At 28.5% G+C, this 16,246-nt stretch carries 16 protein-coding genes; all 16 read left to right on the top strand.

Annotation, left to right across the window (positions count from 1 at the left end; translation table 11 throughout):
* Nucleotides 1-69 precede the first annotated feature (69 nt).
* The 16 genes from wzx to gmd all read left to right on the top strand — a co-directional run bounded on the left by wzx (nt 70) and on the right by gmd (nt 16,243).
* Entirely contained in the window at nt 70-1,476 is a 1,407-nt protein-coding gene (gene wzx / locus FJOH_RS01825; protein WP_012022451.1) for an O-unit flippase-like protein, read from the top strand.
* A 248-nt stretch (nt 1,477-1,724) separates the two neighbouring features.
* Complete coding sequence (locus FJOH_RS01820; RefSeq protein WP_012022450.1) at nt 1,725-2,837, top strand: glycosyltransferase; 1,113 nt, start codon at nt 1,725-1,727, stop codon at nt 2,835-2,837.
* Between the two features lie 3 nt (nt 2,838-2,840).
* Nucleotides 2,841-3,749, top strand: a complete 909-nt coding sequence (locus FJOH_RS26135; RefSeq protein ID WP_012022449.1) for a glycosyltransferase family 2 protein — start codon at nt 2,841-2,843, stop codon at nt 3,747-3,749.
* 285 nt (nt 3,750-4,034) lie between these two features.
* Nucleotides 4,035-5,213 (top strand): O-antigen polymerase, encoded by a 1,179-nt coding sequence (locus FJOH_RS01810; RefSeq protein ID WP_123875681.1) that lies wholly within the window; start codon nt 4,035-4,037, stop codon nt 5,211-5,213.
* A 5-nt stretch (nt 5,214-5,218) separates the two neighbouring features.
* Nucleotides 5,219-6,253, top strand: a complete 1,035-nt coding sequence (locus FJOH_RS01805) for a glycosyltransferase (RefSeq protein ID WP_012022447.1) — start codon at nt 5,219-5,221, stop codon at nt 6,251-6,253.
* On the top strand, nt 6,243-7,343 hold the full coding sequence (locus FJOH_RS01800; RefSeq protein ID WP_012022446.1) for a glycosyltransferase family 4 protein: 1,101 nt from the start codon (nt 6,243-6,245) through the stop codon (nt 7,341-7,343). Before FJOH_RS01805 ends, FJOH_RS01800 begins: the two co-directional genes overlap by 11 nt.
* A gap of 55 nt (nt 7,344-7,398) precedes the next feature.
* Complete coding sequence (locus FJOH_RS01795; RefSeq protein WP_012022445.1) at nt 7,399-8,142, top strand: class I SAM-dependent methyltransferase; 744 nt, start codon at nt 7,399-7,401, stop codon at nt 8,140-8,142.
* Nucleotide 8,143: 1 nt separating this feature from the next.
* Complete coding sequence (locus FJOH_RS01790; protein WP_012022444.1) at nt 8,144-9,322, top strand: glycosyltransferase; 1,179 nt, start codon at nt 8,144-8,146, stop codon at nt 9,320-9,322.
* Nucleotides 9,315-10,211, top strand: a complete 897-nt coding sequence (locus FJOH_RS01785) for an NAD-dependent epimerase/dehydratase family protein (protein ID WP_012022443.1) — start codon at nt 9,315-9,317, stop codon at nt 10,209-10,211. The genes FJOH_RS01790 and FJOH_RS01785 overlap by 8 nt, the downstream gene beginning before the upstream one ends.
* 43 nt (nt 10,212-10,254) lie before the next feature.
* Complete coding sequence (locus tag FJOH_RS01780) at nt 10,255-11,226, top strand: MraY family glycosyltransferase (protein WP_012022442.1); 972 nt, start codon at nt 10,255-10,257, stop codon at nt 11,224-11,226.
* Nucleotides 11,216-11,641: a cupin domain-containing protein gene (locus FJOH_RS01775; RefSeq protein ID WP_012022441.1), complete on the top strand. Its 426-nt coding sequence runs from the start codon at nt 11,216-11,218 to the stop codon at nt 11,639-11,641. Before FJOH_RS01780 ends, FJOH_RS01775 begins: the two co-directional genes overlap by 11 nt.
* The gene (locus tag FJOH_RS01770) at nt 11,634-12,767 is read left to right on the top strand and encodes a DegT/DnrJ/EryC1/StrS family aminotransferase (protein WP_012022440.1); all 1,134 of its coding nucleotides are present in this window, start codon (nt 11,634-11,636) and stop codon (nt 12,765-12,767) included. Before FJOH_RS01775 ends, FJOH_RS01770 begins: the two co-directional genes overlap by 8 nt.
* A 27-nt stretch (nt 12,768-12,794) precedes the next feature.
* Nucleotides 12,795-13,343: a dTDP-4-dehydrorhamnose 3,5-epimerase gene (gene rfbC, locus FJOH_RS01765; RefSeq protein WP_012022439.1), complete on the top strand. Its 549-nt coding sequence runs from the start codon at nt 12,795-12,797 to the stop codon at nt 13,341-13,343.
* Nucleotides 13,343-14,188, top strand: coding sequence for a dTDP-4-dehydrorhamnose reductase (rfbD, locus tag FJOH_RS01760; protein WP_012022438.1), 846 nt, complete (start codon nt 13,343-13,345; stop codon nt 14,186-14,188). Before rfbC ends, rfbD begins: the two co-directional genes overlap by 1 nt.
* A 32-nt stretch (nt 14,189-14,220) precedes the next feature.
* A complete protein-coding gene (rfbA, locus tag FJOH_RS01755; protein ID WP_012022437.1) occupies nt 14,221-15,096 on the top strand; it encodes a glucose-1-phosphate thymidylyltransferase RfbA in 876 nt (291 codons plus the stop codon).
* Between the two features lie 34 nt (nt 15,097-15,130).
* Nucleotides 15,131-16,243, top strand: a complete 1,113-nt coding sequence (gene gmd / locus FJOH_RS01750; RefSeq protein ID WP_012022436.1) for a GDP-mannose 4,6-dehydratase — start codon at nt 15,131-15,133, stop codon at nt 16,241-16,243.
* The last annotated feature ends 3 nt before the right edge of the window (nt 16,244-16,246 follow it).

Below are 16,246 nucleotides of genomic sequence, written 5' to 3'. Positions count from 1 at the left end.
ATTTTAAATGAAAAGAGGCAAGTATTGCTGTCGCAATTTTAGAATTATCTCCCCAATTTAATTATCAATATGTTATTGTCAAAAAAAGATGTTTTTTGGGGCTATTTTGCCCAAATTTTTTCTATAGCCTCAGGAGTAATCACGTTGCCTTTGATACTTAGAATGCTTACAAAAGAAGAAATAGGATTAAATTATTTATTAATAACATTTGGATCATTAGTGTCTCTTTTTGATTTTGGATTTGCATCACAGTTTGGCAGGAACATATCTTATGTTTTTGGAGGTGCTCAGAATTTAAAAAAAGAAGGATTAGAAGTCTTAGATAGTCCTACTGAAATTAATTATCGTTTACTGTCAACAATGATCAAAACCGCACAATATGTTTACAGGAGGATTGCTTTAGTGGTTTTGACTACTATGCTTAGTTTAGGAACTTGGTATATTTATGAGGTTACAGATGGTTTTAAAAGTGTTGATAATGCTTTTATAATTTGGTTGTTTTTTTCTTTTTCTATTTTTTTTGATATTTTCTATTCATATTATACCTCTTTATTAGTTGGAAAAGGGATGATAATGGAATCTAGGAAAGCTATTGTATACTCAAAACTGGTTTATATCCTCTTAGCTTTTGTTTTTCTCTATATGGGATTTGGATTAGTAGGAGTTGTAATTGCAAATTTTGTTGCACCTTTTTTTAACAGGATTATTTCATATAGGTTTTTTTTTACGAACGATTTGCGAGGTAAGTTAGACAGTTATATTATCACGAAAGAAGAAAAGATAAAGTTGTTTAATATCGTTTGGCATAATTCTCGAAGATTAGGACTTGTGTTTATAGGGAGTTATGCCATTAATAAATTCAGTCTTTTTTTAGCAGGCTTGTATTTGCCTTTATCAGATATTGCATCATATGGTCTTATGTTGCAGCTTTTTGGATTAGTAAGTGCCGTAGCAGGAACTTTTTTTTCAATAAATCAATCCCGTTTTTCTGTATTAAGAGTTAATGGGAAATTGGATGAATTATTAAAAGAGTTTGCTTACAGTATGAATTTATATTATGTATTATTTATTTTGGGAGCCTTTTTTATAATTTTTATATGTCCTTGGTTTTTGACAGTTATAGGGGCCAATGCCAAACTTCCTTCGTTATTGATAATGGGGGTTTTTACGGTAATTGTTTTATTAGAAGGTAATCACTCTAATTTTTCGACACTGATTGTAATTAAGAATGAAATACCGTTTGTTAAACCATCTTTAATTGCAGGAGGAGCAATAATTCTAGGAGATTATTTTTCTCTAGCATATACAGGATGGGGAATATTAGGACTTGTTTTAGTACAAGGATTAGTTCAGATCGCTTATGCAAATTGGAAGTGGCCATATGTAGTTTGTAAAGAATTTAGAATTAGTTTTTTTATGTTTATTGTAATAGGTGCACAAGAATCATTAATTAAATTAAGACGACAGCAATTATAAAAGATATATGATGAATTTTTAGAGTCTTAGTTATGTGTATTTAAGTAAATCTCAATTATCTTACGATTTAAAGTATAAATATAATTTAGATTTTTTTTGTTAAGTTTAAATTATGCTATTAAATCAAAGAGCTTGAAAGGCTTTTGCACTTTAAATGAAGAATGCTTTTACAAGTGTGAGATAGACTTAAATAGATTTTTGTTAAAAATGTAAATAAATTTGTTGTTAAACGATACAATTAGTTTAATATGAAAATACTTTTTGTTTTAAATAAATTAAAACTTGATTCTGGCGGTGCAGTTGTAAATAATAGGAATTTGTATTTATTGCAAAATGTATATGGCGAGGAAAATATTATTATTCATGAATTTGAAAAAGAAGATAAAAACACAAGTATTTTATACAGTAAATATTTATCATTTTTTGGTGGGATATCAAATAAAACATTAAAAGATATTTCTTCTATTTTAAAAAAAGAAGATATTCAAGTAGTATTTATTTCAAATTCAATTTATGGATTGATATCAAAAAGTATTAAAAGACAATTTAAAAATATTATCGTAATTACTTTCTTCCATAATGTTGAGTATCTATATATCAAAGATTTGTTTAAGTCAAGCAAACTTAAAAGCAGATACTTTTTGCCTCCTTTTATAAAAAGAGTTGAACAACTTTCTGTTAATTATTCAAATTTGATTATTGCTTTAAATGAAAGAGATAGCAAAAAGTTATTTTCAATTTATGGAAGGAAAGCAGATTTTTTATTACCAACATCACTGGAAACAAAGAAAATTGAACAACCTTTATTAGATGAGAAATTTATTAGTGAAACTAATAATCTGGAATTACTTTTTGTAGGTTCTAATTTTTATGCTAATATACATGGAATTAATTGGTTCATTAATAATGTAATGACTAAAGTCCAAAATGTCAATTTGTCAATTGTGGGTAACGGATTAAATGATAACATTATTACGAATAACAAGAATACAACTATATACGGAAGAGTCGAAAGCCTCGATTTGTTTTATAAAAAAGCACAAATAGTTATTTTACCTATTTTTTTAGGTAGTGGAATGAAGACAAAAACGGCTGAGGCATTAATGTATGGAAAACCAATTCTTGCAACATCAGAAGCTTTAGAGGGCTACGATATAAAAAAAATTAAAGATATAGGAGCTCAATGTGAAACAGCTGAAGAGTTTATTGAACAAATAAATTATTTTAATCAAAATAGGACGGAATTATTTGATAAAGGAATTAATTCAAAAAACTTTTTTTTAGAAAATTATTCAAATGAAGCAATAACTGGTCTATTTAAGAAGACTATCGATGTAAGATTGAAAGAATTAATGAAATGAAATATGTTTAGTATTGTTGTTCCTCTGTATAATAAAGAAAAATCGGTCTCAAGAGCTATTAAAACAGTTCTTGAACAGAATTATTCTAATTTTGAGTTAATAATTGTAAATGATGGCTCAACTGATAATAGTTTAGATGTTGTTGAGAAGATAAAGGATGAGAGGGTAAAAATTATAAATAAAAAGAATGGAGGGGTTTCTAGTGCAAGAAATTTAGGTGTTGAAAATGCAAGTACAGATTGGATTTGTTTTTTAGATGCGGATGATTATTGGAAACCAAATCATTTAGAGATTATTGCAGAATTACAGAATAAGTATCAAGATGGTAAAATCTATTCAACTCTTGTATGTGAAAATTCAGAAAAAGGAGTTCAATTTATTGAAAATTCCTTGCCCGATGATTTTGAAGGCTATATTAATGATTATTTTAGTTTAGCAAGTAAAGGTACTATATTTCATTCTTCATCTGTTTGCGTATCGAAAAAAGCATTACTTGAAGTAGGTTGTTTTGATACAAACTTAAAACATGGGGAAGATTTAGATGTTTGGTTTAAATTAATGATGAATAATATTGCCGTAGTAAAAAAAACTGGCACTGCAGTATACGATTTGTTGGGTGAAAATAGAGCAATGAATTTAAAATGCATGTATGAAAAGCACTTACTATCTAAAATCGATAATTATCGATCAATTAAAGTTCCTAATTTGAACGAATTTATTGATTATTATATTCTTAGGAATTCAGTGCCATATTATTTCTCTATGGATAAAAATAAAGTTTATCCTGTTTTGTATAATGTGAAAGAAAAAAAAGAAACAAAATTAATTTGGAAATGCATTTATTCTGAAAAATTATTTTTGGGCAACTTTTTTTTATATAGATTATATAAAAAATTGAGAATGATATTATAAAACCTTAAGAAATTCTATTTCTTAAATCGATTTTTAAGGATTATTTTAATTAATCTAAAAAGAATCGATTTTTTATTAGCATAATAAATGCATAATTATTTTTAACTATATATTATAATAATAATTTTAAGTGGCTTATCAAATCCAGATGATATTCTAATGTTCAAAGAGGGGAATCTATTTTATATTAAAAAGAGCTTTTTGCTTAAGTCAATATTTGCATTGATAAATATTGGTTTAATGTTATTAAGCAATTTTTTCGCCTTAGGTAAAACATTATTAATAATGGCAATTCTAACAAATGTTTTTATCATTTGGGAGATGAGAAGAATTCAACCAGCTGTATTAATGGGAGTGTTTTTCTTGTCCTACCTTTTGTATTTAATTCCATATTACTATGGAGATTATATAATTTCAGCTCATACTCAATATTATAGAAGGGATTTGTATGACCAAATGTTAGGAATACATTTGCTTTTCCTTAGTTCATTTTTACTTTTTCTTAAAAGTAATTTAAATAAAAGTTCTTTGAAGATAAGAGATTTAATAAAACCCAATAATAATATAATTTTATTTTCATTTTTATATTTAATTATGCTGGGCATCATCCTTTCAATAAAAGGGAATAGTGTTATTGGGGGATCTTACAGCACTTACATAGATAATTTGGAAGGTCAGGGTGGAAGTGTAGAATATTTTTATATTTTTTTTGTCATAGCTTTCTTTTTTACAGATAAGCCTTTTTTAAGAAAAAGTCTGTTATTACTTGTGGTTTATTATTGCTTTATGACTATCACGAGAGGTTATAGGATTCAATTTGTTCAAATGGTTATTGTAGTTTTTGTATTGTTTTTTGACGGAAAGTTTAAAACAGTTTATATGATGATATTTGCTTTTTTAGGATTCATTATTGCAGAAATTGTAAATTTATTAAAGATGATGGGTTCATTGACTGTTGAAGATACTTTAGCTTTATTTGAAAAAAGTGATAAAGGAATTATTATTAGTAATCAAACAGATGTATTTTATTCATCAGTAGTTTTTTTGGGTTTAATAAAAGATGATATTTTTTCATTAGGTTTAAGGATTTGGTCTACAATAGGTTTTATTTGGAATTGGTTTGTTCCATCATCTTTTGTTTGGATAGAAGCTCGTGTACCCATGTTTGCTGGTACCTTTACTTCTCTAGGTGGTGGAGGATTAGTTTCGGCTTATTTTTATGTTTGGTTTGGATATCTTGGACCAATTTTAATTGGTTTTTGTTTGGCATTTTTATTTAATAAAACATATTCCTCTGCAGATAAAAAAGTTTTTAAAATTATTGCGATCCTCGTTCTAAGCCTTTATCCTAGATGGTTTGCATACGATCCGGCCAATTTTTTGATAAGATTATCCCTGTATATTTATGTGGTATATATTGGCTTTATACTTATCCATAATCAAATGAAGGGAGTTAAAAAATAAGGACTATGGGCAAAAAAGTCGCTATTCTAGATCTGACACCTTTTTTTGGTGGAGGACAAAAATTTTTACTGACAATACAAAAACACTTGTCTAATAAAGATAATTACTATTTTTTAGTAAAAGACCAAAGTACTTTTGACCAACTACAGGGAGAAAATAAATATCTTATTAAGGAGGATAATTTTTTATTACAGATTAAGAGGATCAATAGCTTAATCCTACTTCATGATATAGAAATTGTTATTTTTAATGGGAATAGACCAATTTACTTTTCACCATTTATTAAGGTAAAAAATAAAATTGCTTATAAGCATACTTCCAATAATGCTTTCCAATTTTATAAAAGGCAGCTTGGGCATCTAATTTTAAACTTATGTTATTTATGCTGTGATAGAATAGTTTTATTATATGATAATGCAAAAAACGAAGTTTTTTGGAATAAAAAGAAAATACGAATTATAAATAATGGGGTTGAATCATTTAATTTTATTGAACATAAAAATAGGTCATCAATATTAAATGTTTTATGTATTTCTCGGCTCGATTCTAACAAGGGGATTGATTGGTTAATTAATGTGTTTTGGGAAACTTTTGGTGATGATAAAAATATACAGTTAACAATAGCAGGAGCAGGACCATTATATGAATCTTTAAATAATTTTATTAACAGTAATAGTGTTCCTAACATTAAGTTAGTTGGATTTGTTGAAGATATTCAATCTATTTTAAGTCAGGCGGATATTTTTGTTTTACCTTCTAAATTCGAATCTTTTCCTCTTTCGCTCCTTGAAGCAATGTCATTTGGATTACCTATTATTTCAACTGATACTGGTGGGACTAAGGATATTGTTTCGGATAATAAAAATGGTTATTTAATAAATTACCATAATGATAAAGAATTGAGGGATGCTCTTTATACTTTATACGATAATTTGGATTTGAGAAAATCTCAAGGAGATAACTCTTTAGAAATATTTAATGAAAAATTCACAATTTCAAAGTGTGTTGAAAAAATTGAAAAGTTAATTTATGAAATTTGATGTAGAAATTGTTTATGATGCTACTTTTGCTATTAATCAGCATAGAGGCATGGGAAAATATATTAACAATTTTGTTGGTGTATTGAAAAATAATATAGGCTTGCGAGCTTTAGGTCTTCTTAGAACTGGTACTAAAGTTGATAGTAATGAGTATCATTCGTTCGGTTTTTCAATATATATATTATGGGAACAATTCTCAATGTATTTTTTCACAAAAAGAATTGAAAGTATGGTTATTTATCCCTACAATACTTCTACCATTTTTCTTAGAAAGTCAAGTAAAAATGTCTTAATTATTCATGATCTAATTTACTTTAATAACTCCAAAGATCGGTCATTAAGACAGAAAGTAGGAGCTGTTTATAGACGTTTTGTAGTGCCTAGAATTATAAATAAATTCGAGCATATTATTACGGTATCTGAATATTCTAAGCAACAGCTGTTAAATAGGTTTGATTTAGATAAAAACATGGTAAATGTTATTCCAAATTCTATTGGATTTAACAAATCTGATATTATCTTGAATCCTAAATATTATGAAAGGGGAAATTATATTTTGCATATAGGAGGAGAGCCTTCATATAAAAATTCCAAATCATTACTGTATGCTTTTAGTAAGCTTCCTGATCACATTAAGGAGATTTATAAAGTAAAAATGATCGGAATAAGAGATAATAAAGTTTTGCATCAATATAAAAAGATAGCTAGTGATCTAGCTATAACGGAAGCAATAGAATTTTTGCCATATCAAAGCGATGAACAAATTAATGATTTATATAAAAATGCTAAAATGTTTATTTTCCCTTCTTTTGATGAAGGATTTGGTATTCCAATTATAGAATCATTCAAGTTTGGATGTCCTTTACTGTGTAGTCATTCTTCTTGTTTTCCTGAAATAGCAGGAAACGCAGCCCGATATTTTGATCCCAATGATGAAAATTCAATCGCTTCAGCTATTGTTTTAACTATAGAAGATGAAGAGGAAACAATATCGAAAATAGAGCTAGGCTACAAGCAAGTAGAGAAATATAGCTCAGATATGTTTGTTGAAAATGTGAAATCTTGGTATAATAAAAATTTCAAAGTTTAGAATTTAAATAAAATATTGACTGCAATAAGGGAGTTAATTAAAATAAAAGAATAGTATGACTTCCGAAAGTGAATATCAAAGTAAAGTTAAAGAGATTTTGTTTAATGATGAGTTTATAGATTTATTATTTAAAAATGGAATTCCTTCATATGTTAAAGACCAATTTAGGTTTGAACGAGCATTAAAATTGTTAAAATACCCAAAGAATAAAACTATTTTTGAATTGGGAGCTTTTCCTGGTACAGGTTTTTACTATTTTGGGGAGTTTAACAATATGATTGGAATTGGAAAAACAAATCTTGATTTTTCGAAAAAAGCAATTAGTCTCGGTCATGATCTAATAGATGTAGATTTTGAGAGCATTAAAAAAGGTGATATCCATGTTCAGGCAGATGTTGTTTTAGTTATGGAAGTATTGGAGCATATCAGAATGCCTTATAAATTTATCGAAGCCATACTTGGTAATATTAAACCAGGAGGGCTTTTATATCTTACAACAAATAATCAATCCTATATTGGTTATTTAGTTAAATTACTTTTTAATAAAGAAATATTAGACCCAATTGAAAGTGAAAACACATTTTATCCAGGCCATTGTAGGTATTACGGTTTGAAAGAACTTGTTCGTGTTTTTGATAAATTTGGGTTTATAATTTTGGAATCCAATTATATTAATTTTCTACCAAAATATAAACTGTATAAAAGTGAAAAGTTTGGATTCATAAAAAATCTCTTTGTGAAACTATTTCCTAACCGATTCTCAACGCACATAGAAATTCTTATAAAGAAACCTGAATGAAATGAAAAAAAAATGCCTTATCATAATTCCCGGAATACCATATCCTCCTGTTGATGGTCATAAACTTAAAATTTATAACTTAATCTTGATTTTGTCAAAGTATTTTGACTTACATATCATAACTATTTCAAGAGAAAATTTATCAGACAAACAAGTAAATTTTATTAACCAAAATAGTTATAAGAGTAAACATTTTAAATTAAATACATTTAAAAGTTTATTTCGATTATTTGGATCAATTTTTTCAAAAATTCCTTTTCAAGTTAAGTATTTTTCGCTGACGTCTGTTAAAAAATATATCTCAGACAATTCTAAAAATGATGAATTCGCTGTTCTTAATCTTATTAGAACTTGTGGATATATAGATATTTTGAAAGACAAGTCTATTATAATAGATATGGTAGACGCCTTGTCTAAAAGTTATTTAAAATCAAACAAAACGACTAGTTCATTAATTTTTAATTTAATTTATGGAATTGAGGCAAAAAGATTAGTTGAATACGAAAAAAAGTGTTTGTCTAAAGCTGATCTTACACTTTGTGTGAATCAAAAAGATGCATTGAATTTAAGTGATTATGGTGAAGTTAAGTGGCTTCCAAACGGAGTAAACGAAAAATTGTTTAATTATACAGAAAAGTCCAGCGAATATAATAATTGTATAGTGTTTTTTGGAGCTATGTTTTATCAGCCTAACATTGATGCAATGGTTTGGTTTGAAAAAAATGTCATGGATTATTTAAATCCTAACATAAAAGTGATCGTTATTGGACCAAGACCATCAAGTAGTGTTTTGAATCTTGCAAAGAAGAGAAAGAACATTGTGGTAACAGGATTTCTTAATGACCCTTACTTGATTATTAATTCTTGCTTTGCAGTTATTGCTCCTATGCAGAATGGAGGGGGCATACAAAATAAAATACTTGAAACAATGGGTATGGGTAAAGTAAATATTTTAACATCATATGCTGCCGATCCAATAGTTGGAGCCGAAACCAATACACATTTTATAGTTGAAAATGATCCTTTGATTATGGCGGAAAAAATTAACGAAGTATATTTAAATCCATCATCTTTTATAAAAATGGGAGAAGATGCAGCTGTTCTCATTAGAAATAAATATACTTGGGATAGTTATGAAAAAAAACTTATTTCACATATAAAAGAAATAAAGGATGAATAGGATTTTGATTACTGGATCTACGGGATTTGTAGGATCATATCTTCAGGATTATTTTAAGTCTTATTATGAATTAGATATTTTAAGTGTTAGATATAAAAAGGAGCAACAATTTGAGATTCTTTCAGAAGCTATAATTCATTTAGCAGGAAAAGCTCATGATTTAAAAAAAGTATCAACTCCCCAAGATTATTATGAAGCCAATTTTGAACTAACCAAACAACTATTTGATGCTTTCTTAACCTCTGAGTCTTCAGTATTTGTTTTTATGAGTACAGTAAAGGCAGCATCTGATGAAGTGAAAGGAATATTGAAAGAAGATGTAATACCCAATCCTAAAACCCATTATGGGATATCTAAACACCAAGCAGAGGAATACATTTTGAACAAAAAACTGCCACAAGGTAAAAGGGTTTATATATTAAGACCTTGTATGATTCATGGAGATGGGAACAAAGGGAATCTAAATTTGTTATATCAATTAGTTTCAAAAGGATTTCCTTGGCCATTGGGAGCGTTTGAAAATCAACGTTCTTTTTTGTCGATTGAAAACCTTTGTTTTATTGTTAAAGAATTATTAGAAAATCAGTCAATCCCCTCAGGGATTTATAATGTCGCAGATGATAAATCGTTATCTACAAATGAGTTGATTGAATTATTAGGAGAGAGTTTAAACAAAAAAGTTCACATATTAAATTTATCGAAAGATATAATAAAATCGCTTGTTAAATTTGGAGATTTTCTTCACTTGCCTTTAAATTCTGAGCGTTTGCAAAAACTAACAGAGAACTATTTGGTAAGTAATGAAAAGATTATAAACGCAATTGGTAAATCCTTGCCTGTTTCAGCAGAAGAAGGATTGAAAAGAACATTTGCTTCATTTAGAAATTAATTAAAAATATCAAAAAAAACTGGTATACCGAGAACTCGATAATATGCAATACATAATACTTGGAATTATTTTAATGATTGTAATGTTACTATATTTTAAAGTAGCAGATCGTTTTAATATAATTGATAAACCTAACCTACGAAGCTCTCATACAGAGGTAACATTACGTGGGGGCGGAATAATTTTCTGGGTTTCGGCTCTGCTTTATTTTGTCCAGCATTTAAAAACAAATTATTGTTTTTTTACAGGTATAACGTTAGTTAGTTTGATTAGTTTTTGGGATGATATTCAAAGTTTATCTAATAAAATTAGAATTTCGATCCATTTTTTAGCAATTACTTTAATATTTTTTGATTTAGAGTTGTTTAATTTAATTCCAATCTGGAGTATTTTAATCGCTTACGTCGTAGCGATTGGTTTAATTAATGCCTATAACTTTATGGATGGAATCAATGGCATTACTGGGCTCTATACTTTGGTAGTTATGGGGTCTTTATTATATGTGAATGTAAACATACAGCTTTTTACAGATGGAGAATTCATAAAGTATGTAATAATAGCAAGCTTAGTTTTTTTATTTTTCAATTATAGAAAAAAAGCAAAATGTTTTGCAGGTGATGTTGGAAGTATTGCAATCGCTTTTTGGATAATTTTCTTAACTTTAAAACTTATTTTAATTACAAATTCTGTAATTTGGCTTTTATTTTTAGCAGTTTATGGAGTAGATGCTGGATGTACAATTATTCATCGTTTGTTTTTAGGACAAAATATTTTTGAAGCTCATCGTTTGCATTTATATCAAATTTTGAGTAATGAATATAGAATGCAACATAGATTTGTTTCTTTACTATATGCATTAGTTCAAACAGGAGTTTCTTTTTTAGTTATAACTCTTTATAGTAAGGTTGAAGATTCAATTATATTTTTAATAGTACTTATACCTTTATTTTTTGCATACACATCAAAGTTTTATTTATTAAAGAAGAATAATTTAAAATTAAAGCATGATTCCTAAAATTATTCAAGGAGGAAATTTTTCAGATCATCGTGGGACTATCTCATATGTAAATGATTTTAATTTTAAAGGAATTGAAAGGTTTTATATTATCAGTAATTCTGATGAAAACCCTATCCGCGCATGGCAGGGACACAAATTAGATTCCAAAAACTTTTATTGTTTAAATGGTTCTTTCAATATTCATTTTATAAAAATTGATAATTGGGAGAATCCAGCTAAGAATCTAATAATAGAAAGTATTTTTGTATCTGCTGGTGATAGTAAAATAGTTCACATTCCTGCGGGTTATGCCAATGCTATAGAATCTTTGGAAACAAATTCTAAGCTGATTTCTTTTTCAACTTTACCACTTGCAAATGTTACTGAAGATGATGTACGTTATCCTTCAGATTATTGGCTCATAAATGGATAATTCAAGAATTTATTTATCACTCTCAGCACAAAGTGGTTTTGAACAAAAATATGTTCAGAAAGCATTAGAAACAAATTGGATAACTTCCGGAGGGCCAAATGTTGATGATTTTGAAATTAAACTTGAAAATTATTTTAATAAAAAATCGTTTGTAACTGCATTAAATTCTGGAACATCAGCTATTCATTTGGCATTGATTTTATTAAATGTCAAAGCTGGCGATGAAGTAATTTGTCAGAGCATGACATTTTCGGCATCTGCTAATCCTATTTTGTATCAAGGTGCAGTGCCTGTTTTTGTTGACAGTGAATCTGATACATGGAATATTTGCCCTGAGAATCTTGAAATAGCGATAAAAGACAGAATAGCAAAAGGAAAAAAGCCTAAAGCAATTATTGCTGTTCATTTATATGGAATACCATATAAGGTTGATGAGGTTCATGCTATAGCAGATAGATATGAAATACCAATTATTGAAGATAGTGCAGAAGCTTTAGGGAGTACATATAAAGGTAAAAAATGTGGAAGCTTTGGAAGCTTTGGAATTCTTTCTTTTAATGGCAATAAAATTATTACAACTTCAAGTGGAGGTGCACTGATTACAGATTCTAAAAAAATAAAAGATAAAGCCATTTTTTATTCAAATCAATCAAAGGATATAGCTGTTCATTATCAACATAGTGAAATTGGATATAATTATAGAATGAGTAATATTTGTGCAGGTATTGGTTTAGGACAAATAAAAATCTTGGATAAGAATGTTGAAGCGCGGAGAAAAAATCATTTTTTTTACAAAGAGATTTTTAAAGAAATAGAAAATGTAGAACTTTCAGAAGTATTAGATGAAACTCATTTTTCGAATTTTTGGTTGAACACAATTCTTATAAAGCCAAGTAATAATATAAATAAGGAAGGTTTAAGAACGGCATTGGAAAACGCAAATATTGAAAGTCGTCCTCTTTGGAAACCAATGCATTTACAGCCTATTTTTTGTAAATACCCCTACTATGGAGGTAAAATTGCGGAAGGTCTATTTGATAACGGATTGTGTTTACCATCAGGTTCAAATTTAACAATTGAAGATAAGGATAGAATTAGAAAAGTAATTGAAGAATTTTTTAATTGAGACAAAGAATAGAGTACTATATTTAAAATGAAAATTGAAAAAACGTTTATAAAAGATTTATTAATTGTAGAACCAACAATATTTGGAGATGAAAGAGGATATTTTTTTGAATCTTACAGTAAAACTAAATTTGAAGATCTAGATATTCATATTGATTTCGTTCAAGACAATCAATCATTCTCAAAAAGAGGAACTTTAAGAGGTTTGCATTATCAAAATCCTCCGTTTGCACAAACCAAGTTAGTACGAGTTCTAGAAGGTGAAATTATTGACGTTGCTGTAGATTTAAGAAAAGATTCAGCAACTTATGGAAAAGTATTTAGTGTTTTGTTGTCATCTGAAAATAAAAAACAGTTATTAGTGCCACAAGGGTTTGCTCATGGATTTTCAGTTATCAGCGAGACTGCTTCGGTAATGTATAAATGTGATCAGTTTTATAATAAAGCTTCAGAAGGAGGAATTAGATTTGATGACTCATCTTTAAATATTGATTGGGGAATGGATTTAAAAGATGCAATTGTTTCTGAAAAAGATCAAAAACTACCTTTTCTTGATAATTGTAATAGTTTATTCTAATGAAAAAGATTCTTGTAACAGGAGCAAATGGACAAATAGGATCTGAACTCTTTGTTTTATCAACATCTTATCCAGAATTTGAATGGATTTTTGCAGATAGAATAAAAATCACATTAGATAATTTAGAGTTGCTTAAGATCCAGTTAAATGAAATTAAGCCTAATGTTATTTTTAATTGTGGAGCCTATACAGATGTAGATAAAGCAGAAACAGAAAAAGAATTGGCATTTATAATAAATTATTTGGCAGTAGAATTAATTGCAAAGTATACATACGAAAATAATGTAAAATTAATACATGTTTCAACAGATTATGTATTTGATGGGTCTTCATCTTCTGCTCTAAATGAAGAAGCTGAGACTAATCCGATAAATGTATATGGAGAAAGTAAATTAAAAGGTGAATTAGCTTGTTTAAAAGAAAACCCAAATTCAATTATCATTAGAACTTCTTGGGTTTATAGTAAATTTGGAAAAAATTTTGTAAAAACCATGCAGCGACTAATGCTGGAAAGAGATGAAATTAATGTTGTAAATGATCAGATTGGGTCACCAACATATGCCGCAGATTTAGCACAGGTATTGATTAATATTGTAAGGTTTTGCGGTTGGTTTCCAGGGGTTTATAATTATTCGAATGAAGGTGAAATTAGTTGGTACGAATTTGCTCTCTCTATAAAAGAATTTGGAGGATATAGTTGTAAGGTTGAAGGTATTGCATCTTCATTATATCATACTCCAGCAAAGCGTCCAAGATTTTCATTATTAGATAAGAAAAAAATAAAAGAAACTTATAATTTAGAAATACCTTGTTATAAGAAAAGTTTAAAAAATATGTTTATATAATTTAGGATCGTATAGATCTGAATTGAATATTTATGAAAGGGATTATTTTAGCTGGAGGTTCGGGTACACGTTTACATCCTTTGACATTGGCAATGAGTAAGCAAATGATGCCTGTTTATGATAAACCCATGATTTATTACCCTTTATCAACATTAATGATGTCGGGAATCAATGAAATTCTTATAATATCAACTCCCCATGATTTACCAAATTTTAAAAAATTATTGGGCGATGGATCAAGTTTAGGATGTAAATTTAGTTATGCGGAACAAGTTATACCAAATGGACTTGCGCAGGCTTTTGTAATTGGAGAAAAGTTTATAGGTAAAGATAAGGTTGCTTTAGTACTTGGAGATAATATTTTCTTTGGAACAAATATGCAGCAACTTTTAAAAGATAATGCTGATCCAGAAGGTGGAGTTATTTTCGCTTATCATGTTGCAGACCCAGAACGATACGGTGTAGTAGAATTTGATGAAAATAAAAATGCTATTTCTATAGAAGAGAAACCTATAGAACCAAAATCTAATTATGCAGTTCCAGGTTTATATTTTTATGATAACTCTGTAGTAGAAATTGCAAAAAGTATTAAACCTAGTCCGCGTGGTGAATATGAGATTACAGATGTTAATAAGGCTTATCTTGAAAAAGGAAAATTAAAAGTAGGTATATTAAGCAGAGGTACTGCATGGCTTGATACAGGAACTTTTAATAGTTTAATGCAAGCAGGACAATTTGTACAGGTTTTAGAAGAAAGACAAGGACTTAAAGTAGGTTGTATTGAAGAAATTGCCTGGAGACAAGGATTTATTGATGATAATCAACTTGAAAAATTAGCTCAGCCATTACTTAAATCAGGATATGGAACTTATTTATTAGGTTTTCTAAACAAAAGAAGAAGCAAATAAAAATTTAATTTGAAATTTTAAATAAAAAAATAAAATGAAAATAGCACTTATTACAGGGATTACAGGACAAGACGGTGCTTATTTAGCAGATTTGCTATTAAAAAAAGGATATGAAGTTCATGGAATTAAACGTCGAAGTTCGTTGTTTAATACAGATAGAATAGATCATTTGTATCAAGATCCACATGAAAAAAATATTCGTTTTAAATTACATTATGGTGATTTAAGTGATTCTACGAATCTTATTCGGATTATTCAGGAAGTTCAACCTGATGAAATTTACAATTTAGGAGCAATGAGTCACGTAAAAGTGAGCTTTGATACACCTGAATATACAGCAAATGCAGATGGTATAGGAACATTAAGATTATTAGAGGCTCTAAGAATATTAAATCTTACTAAAAAAACGAAGATTTATCAGGCTTCAACCTCAGAATTATATGGTTTGGTTCAGGCTGTTCCTCAATCTGAAAATACCCCATTTTATCCAAGATCACCTTATGCGGTAGCTAAGCTTTATGCATATTGGATAACAGTGAATTACCGTGAGGCTTATGGCATTTTTGCTTGTAACGGAATTCTATTTAATCATGAAAGTCCACTACGTGGAGAAACGTTTGTAACCCGTAAGATCACTAGAGCAGTTTCTAAAATGGCTCTAGGTCTTCAAGATTGTTTATATTTAGGAAATTTAGATGCTAGACGTGATTGGGGACATGCTAAAGATTATGTAGAAGCAATGTGGCTGATCTTGCAGCAAGATCAACCTGAAGATTATGTTATTGCGACAGGAGTTACAACAACCGTTAGAGATTTTGTTAAAATGTCATTTAATGAAGTTGGTATAGAGATTGAATTCAAAGGTGAGGGCATAGATGAAAAAGGATATATACGTTCATGTTCGAATCCTGCATACCAAATTGAAGCAGGAAAAGAAGTTGTTGTCGTAGATACAGCCTATTTCCGTCCAACGGAAGTCGATTTATTAATTGGTGATCCAACTAAAGCGAAGACAAAACTAGGGTGGGAACCTAAATACGATTTGCCCTCATTAGTAAAAGAAATGATGGCTGCAGATGTTGAACATTTTCAAAAAGAAAAAGTTCTGAAGGATGCAGGTTATTTTATTAAAAATCAATTCGAATAATTA

Origin of the sequence: Flavobacterium johnsoniae UW101 (assembly GCF_000016645.1) — a bacterium.
Lineage (GTDB): Bacteria > Bacteroidota > Bacteroidia > Flavobacteriales > Flavobacteriaceae > Flavobacterium > Flavobacterium johnsoniae.
The sequence above is the reverse complement of the archived record's forward strand: the minus strand, read 5'-3'. Positions and strand labels throughout refer to the sequence as shown.